At 58.7% G+C, this 15896-nt stretch carries 14 protein-coding genes and 3 tRNA genes; 8 read left to right on the forward strand and 9 right to left on the reverse strand.

The window, feature by feature from the left end; all coding sequences use genetic code 11:
* Positions 1 to 28: 28 nt before the first annotated feature.
* Both QP324_RS06625 and QP324_RS06630 read left to right on the forward strand, forming a co-directional pair.
* A complete protein-coding gene (locus QP324_RS06625) occupies positions 29 to 1039 on the forward strand; it encodes a mechanosensitive ion channel family protein (RefSeq protein WP_239278351.1) in 1011 nt (336 codons plus the stop codon).
* On the forward strand, positions 1040 to 1423 hold the full coding sequence (locus QP324_RS06630; RefSeq protein WP_239278353.1) for a globin: 384 nt from the start codon (positions 1040 to 1042) through the stop codon (positions 1421 to 1423).
* 100 nt (positions 1424 to 1523) lie between these two features.
* Here QP324_RS06630 and ald read toward each other — a convergent pair whose 3' ends face one another.
* The 6 genes from ald to QP324_RS06660 all read right to left on the reverse strand — a co-directional run bounded on the left by ald (position 1524) and on the right by QP324_RS06660 (position 8660).
* Positions 1524 to 2615, reverse strand: a complete 1092-nt coding sequence (gene ald, locus QP324_RS06635) for an alanine dehydrogenase (RefSeq protein WP_239278354.1) — start codon at positions 2613 to 2615, stop codon at positions 1524 to 1526.
* A 256-nt stretch (positions 2616 to 2871) separates the two neighbouring features.
* The gene (locus QP324_RS06640) at positions 2872 to 3510 is read right to left on the reverse strand and encodes a hypothetical protein (RefSeq protein WP_239278355.1); all 639 of its coding nucleotides are present in this window, start codon (positions 3508 to 3510) and stop codon (positions 2872 to 2874) included.
* Between the two features lie 42 nt (positions 3511 to 3552).
* Positions 3553 to 3969, reverse strand: coding sequence for a thioesterase family protein (locus QP324_RS06645; protein ID WP_225746521.1), 417 nt, complete (start codon positions 3967 to 3969; stop codon positions 3553 to 3555).
* 25 nt (positions 3970 to 3994) lie between these two features.
* Positions 3995 to 5665 (reverse strand): energy-dependent translational throttle protein EttA, encoded by a 1671-nt coding sequence (gene ettA, locus QP324_RS06650; RefSeq protein ID WP_284815186.1) that lies wholly within the window; start codon positions 5663 to 5665, stop codon positions 3995 to 3997.
* Between the two features lie 119 nt (positions 5666 to 5784).
* Complete coding sequence (locus QP324_RS06655) at positions 5785 to 6426, reverse strand: single-stranded DNA-binding protein (protein WP_225746519.1); 642 nt, start codon at positions 6424 to 6426, stop codon at positions 5785 to 5787.
* Positions 6427 to 6608: 182 nt separating this feature from the next.
* A complete protein-coding gene (locus QP324_RS06660; protein WP_284815189.1) occupies positions 6609 to 8660 on the reverse strand; it encodes a cytochrome c oxidase assembly protein in 2052 nt (683 codons plus the stop codon).
* Positions 8661 to 8726: 66 nt separating this feature from the next.
* On the opposite strand from QP324_RS06660, the gene QP324_RS06665 reads away from it, so the two are divergent.
* From QP324_RS06665 to cmrA, 3 genes are all read left to right on the forward strand, one after another.
* A complete protein-coding gene (locus QP324_RS06665) occupies positions 8727 to 9644 on the forward strand; it encodes a LysR family transcriptional regulator (protein WP_284815190.1) in 918 nt (305 codons plus the stop codon).
* A 39-nt stretch (positions 9645 to 9683) separates the two neighbouring features.
* Positions 9684 to 9757, forward strand: a tRNA-Arg gene (locus tag QP324_RS06670).
* Positions 9758 to 9853: 96 nt separating this feature from the next.
* Positions 9854 to 10654: a mycolate reductase gene (gene cmrA / locus QP324_RS06675; RefSeq protein ID WP_225746516.1), complete on the forward strand. Its 801-nt coding sequence runs from the start codon at positions 9854 to 9856 to the stop codon at positions 10652 to 10654.
* On the opposite strand, the gene QP324_RS06680 is transcribed toward cmrA, so the two are convergent.
* On the reverse strand, positions 10651 to 12198 hold the full coding sequence (locus tag QP324_RS06680) for a sodium:alanine symporter family protein (protein ID WP_239278359.1): 1548 nt from the start codon (positions 12196 to 12198) through the stop codon (positions 10651 to 10653). The genes cmrA and QP324_RS06680 overlap by 4 nt on opposite strands.
* Positions 12199 to 12409: 211 nt before the next feature.
* Here QP324_RS06680 and orn point away from each other — a divergent pair, with 211 nt between their 5' ends.
* Positions 12410 to 13057 (forward strand): oligoribonuclease, encoded by a 648-nt coding sequence (gene orn / locus QP324_RS06685; RefSeq protein ID WP_250411916.1) that lies wholly within the window; start codon positions 12410 to 12412, stop codon positions 13055 to 13057.
* A 49-nt stretch (positions 13058 to 13106) separates the two neighbouring features.
* Positions 13107 to 13182, forward strand: a tRNA-His gene (locus QP324_RS06690).
* A gap of 28 nt (positions 13183 to 13210) precedes the next feature.
* Here QP324_RS06690 and QP324_RS06695 read toward each other — a convergent pair.
* The gene (locus QP324_RS06695) at positions 13211 to 14167 is read right to left on the reverse strand and encodes an MsnO8 family LLM class oxidoreductase (protein WP_284815193.1); all 957 of its coding nucleotides are present in this window, start codon (positions 14165 to 14167) and stop codon (positions 13211 to 13213) included.
* 29 nt (positions 14168 to 14196) lie between these two features.
* Positions 14197 to 15426 (reverse strand): Ig-like domain-containing protein, encoded by a 1230-nt coding sequence (locus QP324_RS06700; protein WP_239278363.1) that lies wholly within the window; start codon positions 15424 to 15426, stop codon positions 14197 to 14199.
* 212 nt (positions 15427 to 15638) lie between these two features.
* On the opposite strand from QP324_RS06700, the gene QP324_RS06705 reads away from it, so the two are divergent.
* Positions 15639 to 15714: transfer RNA gene (locus QP324_RS06705), tRNA-Lys, on the forward strand.
* The last annotated feature ends 182 nt before the right edge of the window (positions 15715 to 15896 follow it).

A 15896-nucleotide genomic window follows, 5' to 3' on the forward strand; every position in this document is an offset into this window, starting at 1 on the left:
AGTTCATTTTGTCCTCGACTAAGAAAGAATGATGAATACGCAATTCTTAGCATCCGCCGCTTCCACCACGGACTCGGCCATCGAGTCCGTGTCCAATTTTTGGAATGACGAGAAGGTACAAAGCTGGCTTATCGAGCGCCCGATTCGCATCGCTATCATCCTTATCCTGGCCATTATCGCCCACTGGCTCCTCCACCGAGTTATCAACAAAGTGGCCGAAAATAGCATCAAGTCCTCCGGGCTAGATAAGCAGCGCCTGCGCGGGAAATTCAAGGGCCGCGCCAATCGCCCCGAGCTCAGCCAACAAGAAGAGGCCATGCGCCAAACCCGCGAGACCCGGCGCGCCTCCCGCATCAAGACACTTGCCGGCGTAGCCCGTTCCGCCGCCGCCATCTTCGTCTGGGTGTGGGCCGTTATTGCCATCCTGGACGAGTTAGAGGTCAACGTAGCACCGCTTATCGCCTCCGCCGGTGTCATCGGTGTCGCCCTCGGCTTTGGCGCACAGGCGCTGGTGAAGGACTTCCTTTCTGGCATCTTCATGCTCATTGAGGACCAGTACGGCATTGGTGACGTGGTTGATTTGGGCAATGGCGTCTTTGGCGATGTCGAGTCCATCTCCCTGCGCATCACCACGGTCCGCGATATCGATGGTGCCCTGTGGTACGTGCGCAACGGTGAAATTCTCCAGGTGGCCAACCACTCCGATGAGTACTCCGTTGCCCGCATCCAGATTCCGGTAGGCCTTTCTAATGACCCAGAGGTTGCTGGCGAAGTCATTGAGGACGCAGTGAAAGAAGCCGCACAGGACGATAAGGTGCGCAAGCTCATCCTCAGCACGCCCCGTGTGGACGGCATGTCTGGCTTTGAGCCGGATTATGTTTCCTTCCGCGTCTCGACCAAGACCTTGCCGGGCAAGCAGTGGGACGTTCAGCGTTTCCTACAATCGCGCGTGCTCAATGTCATGCACACTAAAGGTATTACCACGCCCTACCCACACGGCATCGGCATTACCGATCCCCGCAAGGAAGAAGAAGCGTAAATGGATTCTGTTTATGAGGCCATCGGTGGCATGGAGACCTTTGAGCGCCTCGTCCACGGCTTTTATTCCCAGGTCAAAGAGGACGATGTCATTGGCCCGATGTACCCCGATAACGACTGGGAAGGCGCAGAACAGCGCCTTACCTGGTTCTTGGCGCAATACTGGGGCGGCCCGCAGCTATTTTCTGAAAACCGTGGGCACCCGCGCCTGCGCATGCGCCACGCCCCCTACCCCATCGATATCACGGCGCACGACCGGTGGCTAGAACTCATGGGCAATTCCCTCGCGGACATAGACGAGGAAACCATCCCACCCGCCTACCGCGAGATGATCTGGGATCACATGCAGCACGTGGCCGCCATGATGATCAACAAGGCACCATAACCGCACCGTCTTCCCCGCGCACGAGACAAGCCCGGCCCCCGCTATTTAGCGAGGAACCGGGCTTGTGGTTTATCTAGCCCACACTATGAAGACCCGATGCTTAGTCTTCCCAGTCAAAGGCCTTGCGCACAGGCTCGGACACCAGACGACCGCCTCGGGTCATCACGCCGCCTTCTAGGCCTGGGAAGCGCTTGATGGCGGCATCCAAGTTGTCCTTGGCTACCGCGCGGATATACGGCAGCGTCGCAGACGATAGCGCGCGGGTCGAGGTATTAGCCACCGCGCCTGGCATATTAGCCACGCAGTAGAACAAGGTGTCGTGCACCTTAAAGGTGGGATCATCGTGGGAGGTCTTCTTCGAGTTTTCGAAGCAACCGCCCTGGTCGATGGCCACGTCCACGAGAACAGCGCCCTTCTTCATCTTCTTCACGGTCTCCTCGCGCACCAGTTTCGGCGCAGCGGAACCTGGAATGAGCACGGCACCGATGACGAGGTCGGCTTCCTGTAGCTCCTTTTCGATGGTGGCCGGATCCGAGATCAGAGTGCGCACGCCACCGGCGTACTGGTCATCGAAGCGCTGCAAGACGTGTGGATCAAGGTCCAGCACGGTGACTTCGGCGCGCAGGCCGTGGGCCATCGCAACGGCGGAGGCACCAACTTGGCCGCCGCCGATCACGACGACGCGTGCCGGCTGGGTGCCCGGAACGCCAGAGACCAGCAAACCGCGGCCGCCCTGGGTGGACAGCAGGTGGTGGGTGCCTTCGATAACGGCAAGGCGACCAGCCACCTGGGACATTGGAGTCAGCAGCGGCAAAGTACCGTGGCGGTCGGTGACCGTTTCATAGGCAATCGAGGTGGTATTGGCCTCGACCAGTGCCTCCGCCAGCGGGCGGTCCGCAGCGAGGTGAAGGTAGGTAAAGACGGTAAGGTCCGAGCGTAGGTACTTGTACTCGGACTCGAGTGGCTCCTTGACTTTGAGCAGCAGTTCCGCTTGCGACCACGTCTCTTCCGCTGAGTCCACAATTGTGGCACCGGCATCCTTGTAGGCAGAATCGGGGAAGGATGCGCCTTCACCGGCACCGGTTTCAACGAACACTTCATGGCCATCAGCAACGAGGGTTTGCGCTCCCATAGGGGTGAGAGCCACGCGGTTCTCGTTATTCATGATTTCTTTTGGTACCGCAATACGCATTACACCGTCTCCTTGTAGGTGCAGGAAATTACTTTTACATTTCTAGAGTAACGCAGCACACGTTTAGCTGGGTGTCTAATCTAAAACTCACATAGCCGAAAAAGCACGAACCTATATGACTACCGTTATTGTCCTGCTAGACGAGTGTTTTGCGAGATAAGCACCACTCCTCACCCTCCCAAAGGTGGACCGCTTTTGGGGGTCCATGTTCTCCGAGGAGGAGGCCCTCGCCGAGTCTTGCGGTAGATGGATGGGCTTAAAACAGCGAGAGGCGGGTGGACCGATAAATGCTGCCGAAGGGGGCGTCGAGACGCACCCAGCGGCCCAGCTGAGCCACGCGCAAGTGGCGTGGCACGTCCATCGGGGCGGAAAATCCAGGAATAAGGCCCAGATTGGTGCAGGCAAAAATCATGCGCATGGGAATTTCCACCGTGGCGCCATCGCTTTCTACGGTAACGACGGTTTGATTCAAGAGGCTGGACGGCGGGCCCATGGGGCCAGAAAATTGCCGGGTCATTTGCTGACCTTTATCGGAAAGTTCACGAACAACGGTGACCGGCAAGGTATCGACCACACTGTAGCCAGTCGCCGGCGGCAAGGCTCCCGGCCAGGATGGATCGCGGGCTGGACCCAAATCTAACGTGCCGCTAGATTCATGCTCTTTGAGATGCTCGGCAAGGGTGGCAGCAGAAACCACTGCCCCATCGCGGGAAACGACGCCCTGCACGCGACGGGAGGCAACCACCTCGAAAGGGGTGGTGACAAAGACATCGACGACGTCGTCAGTCAGCTGGCGCAGCCGCACCGAAGCACCCGCGTCCAAGCCAACTGCGCGCGTGACAAGGGCCCGAAGGCCAGGTCCACCGCTTCCAATTTCTAGAGTCTCGGTGACCATACCTTCGGGCCCTGCCTTTCTAATCTGTGCTCTGCTCCGCTGCTAGTTAGCGGCGGTATTTTGCAGAATATCCTTTTCCTGGTCCGTCAGCGGACGAGGAGTCTGCTGCTGACGGTCGATGACTACCTGCACGCACTCCACAGTTGCCGCGACTTCCCCTTGGTCATCCTTGACCTGCTGGGTAGTGGTAAACGAGGTCGTGCCAATCTGCGAAATGGTAGTTTCTACCTCCACCGTAGTGGTGTCCTTAAACTCCATCGGGCGAAGGAAGTCCACATCGAGGTGGCGCACGAATGCGATGAAGTCAAGGCCCTTGGAATAGATATGCTCCTTCGCAAAGGCCAAGCGCGCTTCCTGGGCGAGCTCGATGTAGTTTGCGTTCATCATGTGGCCGTACATATCAAAGTCCGACCAGCGGGTTTGAATACGATACGTGTGCACACTTGGGGTTGCCATCATTCTCCTCAATAAAGGCTTCAGCTACTTAGCGGGTCAGCTTGCGGTGGGTCACGCGAGAAGGACGAGCTGCCTCTTCACCGAGGCGGTCGACCTTATTCTTCTCATAGTCGCCGAAGTTACCCTCAAACCAGAACCACTGGCCTTCTTCCACATTGCCCTCCCAGGCCAGGATGTGGGTACAGGTGCGGTCCAGGAACCAACGGTCGTGGGAAATGACCACGGCACAACCCGGGAACTTCTCCAGCGCGTTTTCCAGCGAGCCGAGGGTTTCCACATCCAAGTCGTTGGTCGGCTCGTCAAGGAGGATCAGGTTGCCGCCTTCCTTCAGGGTCAGAGCCAGGTTCAAGCGGTTGCGTTCACCACCGGAGAGCACCTTGGACGGCTTTTGCTGATCCGGGCCCTTGAAGCCGAAGGCGGACAGGTAGGCACGCGAAGGCATCTCGTTCTGGCCCACGTGGATGTAGTCTAGACCGCCGGAGACGACCTCCCACACGGTTGCCTCGGGGTCGATATTCTCACGGTTCTGGTCCACGTAGGACAGCTTGACGGTATCGCCCACCTCGACGGAACCGGAATCCGGCTGCTCCAGGCCAACGATGGTCTTAAACAGGGTGGTCTTACCCACGCCGTTCGGGCCGATAACGCCCACGATGCCGTTACGCGGCAGGGTGAAGGAGAGGTCCTTAATCAAGGTGCGGCCATCAAAGCCCTTCTGCAAGTCCTTGACCTCTACAACCTTATTACCCAAGCGCGGCGGGGTAGGAATCTGAATTTCTTCGAAGTCGAGCTTCTTGTATTTCTCGGCCTCGGCTGCCATCTCCTCGTAGCGCTCCAGACGAGCCTTGTTTTTGGCTTGGCGGGCCTTTGCACCGGAGCGTACCCACTCCAGTTCGTCCTTCAGGCGCTTGCGCAGCTTCGCATCCTTCTTGCCAGCAACTTCGAGGCGCTCCTGCTTCTTATCCAGGTAGGTAGAGTAGTTGCCCTCGTATGGATAGAGCTTGCCGCGGTCAACCTCACAGATCCAGCCCGCGACGTGGTCCAAGAAGTAACGGTCGTGGGTCACGGCCAAGACAGCACCCGGGTAATCGGCCAAGTGCTTCTCCAGCCACTGCACGGACTCGGCGTCCAGGTGGTTCGTAGGCTCGTCGAGCAGCAGCAGGTCCGGCTCGGTGAGCAAGAGCTTAGCCAGCGCTACACGACGGCGCTCGCCACCAGAAAGGTTGGTCACCGGGGCGTCGGAAGGCGGGCAGCGCAAAGCTTCCATGGCCTGCTCGATCTTGGAATCAACCTCCCATGCATCGGCGGCGTCCAGCTCTTCTTGCAGCTTGCCCATCTCTTCCATGAGCTCATCGCTGTAGTTGGTGGCCATTTCCTCGGCGATCTGCTCGAAGCGCTGCTTCTTTTCAAAGATATCGCCCAAGCCCTCTTCGACGTTGCCGCGCACGGTCTTTTCGTCATTGAGCGGCGGCTCCTGCTGCAGGATGCCCACGGTGGCACCCGGATCCAGGAAAGCTTCGCCGTTGGAAGGCTGGTCCAGGCCGGCCATAATCCTCAGAATGGAGGACTTACCGGCACCGTTAGGGCCGACCACACCAATCTTGGCACCTGGGTAGAACGCCATTGTTACATCGTCAAGGATGACTTTATCGCCAATTGCCTTGCGCACGTTTTTCATCGTGTAGATGAATTCGCCCACTTTTACCCCTTTGCAAAAATTTGGGAGACGTATTTATCTACACAAACACTACATCAGAACCACCGCCCAAGTGCCTCGGGTCAGGTACACCCGAGGCGATCAAGCCGGTGGGGAAACGCTTAAGCGTTTACTGGGGCGGATTCTGCCTCGGCAGCCTCCTCTTCCACTTCGACGTCGAAAGTATCTTCTTCCCCACCGCGTCCAGGTGCGGATCGTTCGGCTAGATAGCGGTCCGCTGCGGTATCGGCAGCGGTATCTCCCTGCCCCGCCTGCTGCGGCGGCAGGCTGTGGTCCACGTCCGGTTCGATGGCATTGTCCCCCAGTTCTGGGACCGCAATATTTTCCTGGTTGTACTGCGGAGCGAGCCGCTTCGTACCGATAACGTGGCGGTTCAGATCCAGGCCCACATACTGCGCCTTAATGAATGTGCGGAAGTGATCGGTGCCCTGGTCATCGCGCCATTGTTCTGTCACTAAGGAGCCCACGATGACCAGCGGCATGCCTTTAGCCAGGGATTTGCGCACATTGATGGCGAATTGATTCCACATTTCGACATCGATGTAGAGGTGGTCTACGTCGCGCCACTGCGGGGCCTTGGAGTTGTGTCCTTCCGGATCATTGGCGCCGGCATCGACCTGACGGTCCGGAATTCGGCGCGAGGAAGCTACGCGCAGTTTGGCCTTATAGGCCCCAGTTGAAGTCTTGGTCAGGATGGGATCGCGAGTAAGGCGACCGGTCAAGGTAATTGGGTATTGGGACATGGTGCTAGAAAATCCTTTGCTGGATAGTTGGATAGGCGAGTTCGGTTTTCCTCGCTCGCTTCCACATCCTGATACCGGCGCGCAAGCCACACCATGCCGGCGACCACTACCCTGTGAATAACTTGTTGTACCCGTCAGCAAAACTCGGGTTTGGGGGCGATTTTGGGCCGGTTATCCACAGGCTAGCGCCCGCGGAAGCTCGATTCATCGCCGTGGCCCATATCCTGCAGCATCGCGTTATAGCGTTCCAGTTCGGCATCATCGTCCGCATCCGCTTGCATATCGTGGCGGCGGGCGGTAGCACGATCATCGCTGAGCCAATCCAGGAAGAGCTTGCCAAAGACAATAACCAGCGGGAATTGACCAAAGCCCCACGCGATGCCGCCGCCCACGCGTTGATCTTGGAGCAGATCCTGATCCCAGGGCAGCTCCAAATACTGGTAGAAGTCTGCACCCAACACACTTTGCAGCTGCATCAGGTACACGCCGGCAAAGAGGTGGAATGGCATGGAAAGGAACAACACGGCCAATCGGAACGGGGTGGAGTGGCGCTTGGGAAGCGGATCCGGCCCGATGATTTCCCAGAAGTAGAAGCAGCCGGAGATGATGAACGTGAAGTTCATAATGAGGTGGCCGGCGTGCTCGGAGATAGCGAATTGATACAGGCCCGGGAACAAATACAGCACGTAGAGGAAAAATAGGTACTGCACGAGGTTGACAAACGGATTGGTAATAAACGCGACGATCTTGGACTGGGTGGCCGCCAGCGCATAGTCGTGCAGGCTGGGCTTTCCCTTCGGTCCCGCCTCAAAGGCCTCCATGAGCAGGGTCAATGGCGCACCCAGGACGAGCAGGAGCGGTATTGCCATCGACAAAATCATGTGCACCAACATGTGCATGGAATACATCGCCGGCATATACAGGCCTAGGCCGGTGGACATCACAAGGGTCAGGCCCAGCGCACCGCACATAAACCACGCAGTACGCCCCTTGCTCCAGGTCAGGCCACGCTTGTGTACGCGGTAGACGCAGTAACCATAGGCCGCAGCCAAAAGCAGGCCAATGGTGCCAAACATGATGTCAAAGCGGAACATGGTCCACACGTTGAGCACCGTGGGCTTTTCAAACAGCTCATATCCCATCAGAATCTGCATCGAGTTGAGGTTGGGATCCCGCGGCGCCGGGGGCACAGTGCGGCCCAGCGTGATGGCTACGCCAATAGTGGCGGCCATGACCGCTACTTCCACGATGGCAATACGAAGGAAAAGGCGCGGATTCTTGCCCAGCTGCGGGATGGTGAGCTCGCGGTGAGCAAGGCCGAAAATGCCCAGCAAAATCGTCAGCACGAACTTGGTAATCAGAATGATTCCGTACGCGGAATCCACCAGATCGGAGATATTCATGCGGATGAGCGTGTTAATCAAGCCCGAAACAGCAAGCACCACAATGGCCATAAAGGCGATGCCGGAGTAACGCTTCACCGCAAAGGCGAGGTTGGGGCCAAGGCGCCGACCATGGGCGATAAGCGCCATGAGCCCGCCTACCCAAAGCATGACAAAGACCAAGTGCCACAGGAGCGAATTGGTGCCGTAATCATGGTCGCCGCCCGTCGCGGAGTGGCCTTCCATGCCAATTGGTACGACCTGCATTATGGACAAGAAAAGCAGGACCGGCTGCATGGACCAGCCGCGGCCCACGAGACCGAGAATGCCCACTACTAGAGCGATGAGTACGGAGATTGCCCACACGATGGTGGTGGAAATTTCCGTCAGCGCCATTTTCATGATGGAAGGCTCGAATACCTGGGAAAAGGGCGCGCCGGTGAGGTCAGACATAATGAGTGGAATTTCCACGAGACCCACGGCCGCCACACCAAAGGAAGCCCACGTACCGGTGCGCGCGGCGATGTGGCCGTCGACGGACAAGGGGGCATCGATAAGCGTGGCATTGTCCCCGAGCGGTGCGATGAGGAACGACGAGGCCAAGAATGAGCCCACGGACAAAGCCATAAGCACCCACGCCATGCCACGAAAGAGTGGCAGGCCAAAGGTAGTTATGCGACCGGGATCCGGGATACCCAGGGCCGCCAGGGAATCGGCTAAAAGGAACAGGGAAATAAAACCGGCAATTAGGCCGGCAATAAGCATCGCTGCGATATAAATTCCCCAGGAAGGGCGGGGCTTCTTACCCGCCGCGTTCACACTGTTAACCTGCTCATTTGCCATAGTGCGCATTGTATAGCGCGACCTGGTTTCTCACATAACACCCATTTTGTCTTTACATGTGCCATCATGGACCTTATGGACACCCGTCAACTTCTTTATTTTCGCGCCGTTGTAGACCATGGCTCCTTCACGCACGCTGCCGAATCCCTCGATATGACCCAGCCATCTCTGAGCCTTTCCATCCGGAAGCTAGAAAAGGAGCTAAACGCCCAGCTACTTTCGCGCGGTCGCTCCGGTGTCTCCACCACTGACGCTGGCGATTATGTCTACGAAACGGCCGTCAAGGTTGATGCGCTGCTAAGCGAAACCCAGCGCCATATCAGCGAAATCACCGGCGACAAGGCCAGCACCGTATCCCTCGCCTCCGGCGCCATTTTGAACTGGGAATTTACCCCTGCCGCCCTCGCTGAGCTCAAGCGGATTTACCCCACCGCCAATATCTCGCTGGATGACGCCGAGCCGGCTACCGCTATCAAGCACCTACTGGATGGCCAGGTGGACCTAGCGCTCTTGCCGACGTCCGATCCGAAGGCCTTCATTCGCCGCTACTCCCCCGAGCTAACCGTCCACCAGGTGGCCACGTTCGACTACTCCGTCGCCCTTCCCCAGCGCCTCGCCGAGTTGGAATCCCCCGTCTCCCTCGCTGACCTGAAGAAGGAAACATGGCTTGTCCCACCGCGCAGCCGCGAACTTCCTGAACTAGCCGAGTTCTATCAAGACCTATGGAATAGCCGCCCGGGCCTCAAGCCGGAAAAGACCCAGGAGGTCGCCAGCCTCAATAGCGCGATTCCTATGGTCTCCAGTGGCCTCGGCGTCAGCATCGTGCCCAATTGCGCACCCGCTGTGCAGCCACACGGCATCATCACCCGCCCCATTGCTGATGACCTACCCCGCTACTACGCCATCGTGGCCTACCGCACGGATCGCGAGCTGACCGCAGCCACCCAAGACTTAGTGGACATCCTGCGCACGCCGCAGCGCACCCTGGCTTAGGTTTCCCCGCCCTCGTGGGCTACTATAAGTGCGTTGTAAGCCCCCATAGCTCAGTGGATTAGAGCAGTGGGTTTCTACCCCATGTGTCGCGGGTTCGAATCCTGCTGGGGGCACCGTGTGAAAGCCTTGAGGCGCCGAGTTTCTCGCCGCTTCAGGGCTTTTTGTTTACGCTAGGACTCACCATGCCCCCACTCCGGAAAGGCTTAACCATGTCACTTCCCGCTCCTTCCCGAACGTCCTACGCCCTCGTTACGGGCGCCAGCCAAGGCATTGGCAAGGCCATGGCGCAAGATTTCGCAGCCCTGGGCTATAACGTTATCCTTGTGGCTCGACGCCGCGAGCTCCTGGAGTCCATCGCCGCCGAGCTCGAACAGCGCCATAGTATCGAGGCCATTGCCCTGCCAGCGGATCTAGCGGTGGCTGACGACGTCGCCCGCGTGGCCGAGACCATCGCCACCCGCGAGGTGTCGATCCTGGTCAACTCCGCCGGCATCGCCAGCTTCGGCCCCTTCATGGACCAGGACTGGTCGTACGAGACGACACAGTTCGAGCTCAACGGAACTGCCGTCCACCACCTCACGCGAGCCGCCTTGGAACAGATGCTGCCTCGCCGCAGCGGCGCCATCTGTAATGTCGGCTCTGCCGCGGGCAATATCCCCATCCCTAATAACGCCACCTACGTTTTCACCAAGGCGGGCGTCAATGCGTTTACGGAGGCCCTGCACTATGAGCTGAAGGGCTCCGGCGTCTCGTGCACCCTGCTCGCCCCCGGCCCCGTGCGCGAGGCCACCATCGCAGAGGAAGACCAGTCGATCGTGGACAAGGTGGTACCGGACTTTTTGTGGACCACCTACGAGTCGTGCTCCCAAGAAACCATCGAGGCCATGCGCCGCAATCAGCGCCGCGTGGTGCCCGGCCCGCTATCTAAGGCGATGAATACCCTCAGCCAGGTGCTGCCCACCCCGGTGATTGCACCGCTGGTAGGCAGCTTCTACGCCAAGATGGGCTAGGCCCCGGTGCCTTCTAAGTCCTTGTCTTTGTCTTTGAGCACGCTGCCCTCGCCGCGTGCTCGTTTGCGCTCGACCCAGAAGTCCGCGTTCTTAATGCCCACAGCTTCTGGGTCGAACTGCGGATCCTTGCCGGCCTTCTTCTGCTTTTCGTAGTCCTTGAGTGCCTTGATGGCAGGAACCTGCAGGAAGAGGATGGCGATGATATTGAGCCATGCGGTCGTGCCGACGCCGATATCGCCCAGCGCCCACGCCGCACCCGGAGTGGTGGTGGCGCCAACCACGACAGAAACAATAATCAGCGCGCGCAGCACCCAAATCAGGCCACGGCGGGCCGTGCGGGAGCGGACCCAACGGTTGAAGTAGGTCAAGTTCACCTCGGACATGTAGTAGTACGCCAGGACCGTCGTAAAGGCGAAGAAGGCAATGGAGACGGCAATGAAGGTTGGGCCCCAACCGGCAAAGACGCTATCGAGGCCGGACTGCACGTAGCCAGGACCAACCTCGACGCCCTCAGGAAGCGAGCCGTTGTAGACCACTTCTCCGTCCTCGGAGCTGCCGCGGAAGACGGTGTACATGTCCGTAGAAATAATCATGAACGCGGTAGCCGAGCAGACAAAGAGCGTATCGACGTACACCGCGAAAGACTGCACGAAGCCCTGCTTAGCGGGGTGGGAAACCTCGGCGGCCGCAGCGGACTGCGGGCCGGTACCCTGGCCGGCCTCATTGGAGTAGATGCCGCGCTTAACACCCCACATGATGGCCGCGCCCAACATGCCGGAGAATCCGGCTTCCATATTGAATGCGGACTTGAAGATGAGCCCAAAGACCTCCGGAATCTGCGAGAAGTTCATGCACATGACCACCACGGAAATCACGATATAAATGAGCGCCATAAAGGGCACGACAATGGTGGCGAAGTTCGCAATACGCTTGACGCCACCAATAATGATGATGGCCAGGATGCCTGCGAGGACGACGGCCGCCCAGGTGGAGTTGATTCCCCACGCGGTATCGGCCGCAGCGGCCACCGCATTGGCCTGGATGGCAGGCAAGAAGTAGCTGGTAGCCAAGATCATGGCGACGGCGAACACGATGCCATAGACCACCATGAAAGGCGCGGCCTTAGTGTGCTTGTAGGCCTTTTCGATGTAGTACGCGGGCCCTCCGCGGTACTCACCGGTGTCCTGATCCTTTTCCTTGTAAATCTGAGCCAACGTACATTCGATGAACGAGGTGGACGAGCCCAAAAGCGCCACTGCCCACATCCAGAACACGGCGCCTGGCCCACCGAAGGCGATGGCTGTGGCCACGCCGGCGATATTGCCCACGCCCACGCGGCCGGAGAGCGAGACCATCAAGGATTGGAAGGAAGAAACGCCATCTGCGGACTTTTCTCCGTTAACTATCTGCTTGAGCATGTCCGGGATGCAGCGCACCTGCAGGCCGCGTGTCACCACGGTGAAATAAATACCCGCGCCGAGGCATAAAAACACCAAGACGGGGGACCAAATTGCGGTATTGAGGGCATCGAGAAAGTTTGCCATCTGGTCTCTCCTAAGTCTGTCGCACCTCCCGAATGAAGAGCGATTAACCAGAGTATGCCCTAACTCACATCGATGAGTGAGGCAAATCACCGATTAATTTTATGCAGTTCGGTGCCACACCTTCTAAAAGGCTGTGTTGTCCAGTAGTAATCGCCCCTCCAGGGCAGCCCGTCTCGTACCCCATACAGGGGTAAAAGCACGCGGGCGTAGAATGGGCCGCATGCCACATTCCGAGATAGCCGCAAAACACGACCGCCTCGTCTGGATCGATTTGGAGATGACGGGCCTCGATCCCGAGCGCCACGTCATTGTTGAGGTCGCTGCCGTCATCACCGATGGCAACCTCAACATCCTGGGCGAAGGCATCGACCTCGTCGTCCACGCCACCGAGGATGAGCTGGCACAGATGGATTCCTTTGTCACGCAGATGCACGCTAAGTCCGGGCTGGATAAGGAAATCCGCGAGTCCACCACCTCCATCGGAGAAGCCGAGGATGCCGTACTCGCGCTCATCAATGAGCATTGCGATCCTGAGCACCCCGCTCCCCTAGCCGGCAATTCCATCGCCACGGATCGCACCTTCATCCGCGCTTATATGCCGCGGCTCGACAGCGCCCTGCACTACCGCATGATCGACGTCTCCACCATCAAGGAGCTTGCTCGCCGGTGGCACCCGCGCGCTTACTTCAACCAGCCCGATAAGGGCATGGCCCACCGCGCGCTACAGGACATCATCGAATCCATCCGCGAGTTGGACTTCTACCGCCGCAGCGTCTTCCGCACCGACGAGGGCCCCACCTCCCCCGAAGCGGAGGAGATCAAGGCCGAAACCACCGCAGATTACCAGGCGTTTTTGTAATTTAGGCGGCGTGAGTTAACCTATATCTCGTTGCTTTCACGCAGCGATGGTGGCTGTAGTTCAGCTGGTAGAGCACCAGGTTGTGATCCTGGGTGTCGCGGGTTCGAGTCCCGTCAGCCACCCCAAGTGCCCGAGCCTTGCGCTCGGGCTTTTTCAGTTTTCCGCCTGCAGGCTCGCCAGCAGCTCCTCCGAACGTGCCCGACCGGCTACATCTGGCATGTCTCCGGTCACCACAAACTCGCTTACGCCCAGCCGCTTGCCGACGCCCCTAAGTTCCTCCCCCACCTCCTCTACCGTCCCCCACACGTCATGGGCCAGCGCCTCCTCAATGCGCCGGCGCTGCTGCCCCGTCAGCGCATCCATGTCCAGCTCTCCTGCAGGCCGCAGGGCCGCGAACTCGCCGGTAGATTGCGCGAGTGCCTTGGCATAGGCCTCCGGTAACAACAGATCACGGGCGGCCGCGGACGTATCGGCAACGGCAATATTGAGCGAGGAGATGATAGGTGGGGCGTCGGCAAGCGCATGCTCCCGATACACCCGCGCGGCCGCCTCCTGCGTAGCCACCGGACCACCCAAAATGACGCCGAGCCCCATCTTGGCCGCAATCATGGCCGAGCGAAAGCCCGCCAACACGTAGATCGGAGTGCCCGCATACTCCGGCCGCACCGTCACCGCCTCCTCGCCGCGCAGGTAGCGCAGCAGCGTCGCCAACTCCGCCTCAAAGCGCTGCTTCACTTCAGCCGGTTCGCCCTGGCGCAGTGCCCGCCGCACCGGGCCGGTAAAGCCGACAGAGGAACCAATTCCAATATCGATTCGCCCGGGATACAGCGCCTCGAGAAGATTAATCTGCTCGGCCACCAGAAACGGCGGATGATTTAACAGCATGATTCCGGCCGTGCCCACCCGAATGCGCTGCGTGTGCGCCGCCACGTGAGCCGCCAACATCCCCGGCTGGCCCGCCGGAATTCCCGGCACACCGTGGTGCTCGGCCACCAGAAAGCGCCGGAAACCAAGCCGCTCCACATGCCGCGCGTGCTCAGCCACCTGGTCCAACGGCCCGGCCGCCCCGCGGTCTAAAACAGAAAAGCGCATGGCCACCACTGTAGCCATGCGCTCATCGCCCGCGCCGCTCGTGGGCGCTACTGATTGGCGCCCGCGTTGCCCTTGGACCACTCGTCCCAGGACATATTCCAGTCACCTAGGCCATCCATCGCATTAAGCGTTTCACCGTAGGTATTGAATACACGCACTACGTCGCCGCGCTTCATCGTCTCCTGGAACCACTGGGCAGCCTCCGGCGTCACGTTGATGCAGCCGTGCGAGGTATTGGTATTGCCCTGCGCCCACACTGACCACGGAGCGGAGTGGACATAGATGCCGGAATAGGACATCTGGGTAGCCCAGTCCACGGTCGTGCGGTAGCCGCCTGCCTCATGGGCTAGGCCAAAGGTCTCCGAGTCCATGACTAGCTGCGGGTGCTCGTCACCGATGATGTAGCGCCCGTTCGGCGTATCGTACTGATAATCGCGGCCTAGCGAGACCGGGATGGCGCGCAAGAACTTCTTATTCTTGAAGACCTTCATGGTCTTGGTGGCGTTATCAATAATCGCAACGGTGCGGTCCCCAATGGTGAAATTGGTCTTGGCGTTCTCGCCGCCATAGATTCCGCCGCCTAGGTCTTTGCCGTACTGGTCCACCTTCACCTCAACCTTGGTGCCAGGCTCCCAGTATTCCTTTGGACGCCAGCGCACCTCCTGGTTGTTGACCCAGTAGAACGCGCCCTTAACCTCTGGGTTGGTGGTCACAGTAATAGTCTTCTCGGCCGCCTTGCGGTCCGTAATCGGCACACCAAAGTTCACACCAATAACCTGGCCTACGCCCACCTCAGAGTCCGGGATCGGAGTAAGCGAGACTTCGGCAACGCCCGCTGCTTGCGGGGTGGAAAAGCTGAGGTTCTTCTTGTTGCCGTCCACATCGGAGGCAACGATGGAATAGGTGTGGTTATAGCCCAAGTCCTCCGCCGTAGACCAGGTCTTAGCATCCTTCGAGAGCTTTTCTTTGACTTCCACGCCCACTTCATTGGTCATGGTGACGCTCTTGAGTTTGCCGTTGGTCTCCACCGTTACCGGCTTCGACGGGTCTACGTTCTGCGCCCCGTCCTTTACGGAAACCTTCAGGCCGCCCTTTTTCTTTTCGGACTCTTTGTCACCATCCTTCGCGCCGCTCGCGCTCGCGGCGGCGGTGGATTCTTGGTCAGCGGTTTGATCCTCGGCAGAGGAATCAGAGGAGCAGGAGGCGGCGGCTAGGGAAATGCACGCAACGCCCGCAGCCGCGATGAGGCGGCGCGCAATAGGGAGGGAATGTTTCACTGAGTTGCCCTTAGACACGTAATTGCTGCTTTCAAAGACCAATTTAGATTAGCGTCTCACTCCAGCAATTACCAGAAGCCACTTCAGGCATTAACCAATTCGTTATAGACCCCTCAAAACACGCCATAACCAGGCGATTTTACACTTTTCAAGAATGGCTGCTAGAGTATCTACTCGTTGCACAGAGAGCCACACGGCAGGAAGTCAACGATGCGCCATTAGCTCAATTGGCAGAGCAACTGACTCTTAATCAGTGGGTTCGGGGTTCGATTCCCTGATGGCGCACCACTGTGAAGTCTCGAGACATCGTTCCTATTTCGATGTTTCGAGACTTTCTTCGTTTTGGGGGTTCGTTTTCTAGATTTCGCCGAGTTGGTTGCGGTGGTATTTTTTGGCTTAAACGACAAAATGTGTGTCTGGCTCGGCGTGTCGCGCGGGGGTTAGATTTGGCCTTTCTGGATGCCGATTGA

The sequence above is a fragment of the Corynebacterium sp. UMB0012 genome (assembly GCF_030216265.1).
GTDB lineage: Bacteria > Actinomycetota > Actinomycetes > Mycobacteriales > Mycobacteriaceae > Corynebacterium.

Bases quoted from the DNA above. Each gene is read 5' to 3' on its own strand.
- QP324_RS06625 (WP_239278351.1), top strand. From the start codon at position 29: ATGATGAATACGCAATTCTTAGCATCCGCCGCTTCCACCACGGACTCG.
- QP324_RS06630 (WP_239278353.1), top strand. From the start codon at position 1,040: ATGGATTCTGTTTATGAGGCCATCGGTGGCATGGAGACCTTTGAGCGC.
- ald (WP_239278354.1), bottom strand. From the start codon at position 2,615: ATGCGTATTGCGGTACCAAAAGAAATCATGAATAACGAGAACCGCGTG.
- QP324_RS06640 (WP_239278355.1), bottom strand. From the start codon at position 3,510: ATGGTCACCGAGACTCTAGAAATTGGAAGCGGTGGACCTGGCCTTCGG.
- QP324_RS06645 (WP_225746521.1), bottom strand. From the start codon at position 3,969: ATGATGGCAACCCCAAGTGTGCACACGTATCGTATTCAAACCCGCTGG.
- QP324_RS06655 (WP_225746519.1), bottom strand. From the start codon at position 6,426: ATGTCCCAATACCCAATTACCTTGACCGGTCGCCTTACTCGCGATCCC.
- QP324_RS06660 (WP_284815189.1), bottom strand. From the start codon at position 8,660: ATGCGCACTATGGCAAATGAGCAGGTTAACAGTGTGAACGCGGCGGGT.
- QP324_RS06665 (WP_284815190.1), top strand. From the start codon at position 8,727: ATGGACACCCGTCAACTTCTTTATTTTCGCGCCGTTGTAGACCATGGC.
- cmrA (WP_225746516.1), top strand. From the start codon at position 9,854: ATGTCACTTCCCGCTCCTTCCCGAACGTCCTACGCCCTCGTTACGGGC.
- QP324_RS06680 (WP_239278359.1), bottom strand. From the start codon at position 12,198: ATGGCAAACTTTCTCGATGCCCTCAATACCGCAATTTGGTCCCCCGTC.
- orn (WP_250411916.1), top strand. From the start codon at position 12,410: ATGGGCCGCATGCCACATTCCGAGATAGCCGCAAAACACGACCGCCTC.
- QP324_RS06695 (WP_284815193.1), bottom strand. From the start codon at position 14,167: ATGGCTACAGTGGTGGCCATGCGCTTTTCTGTTTTAGACCGCGGGGCG.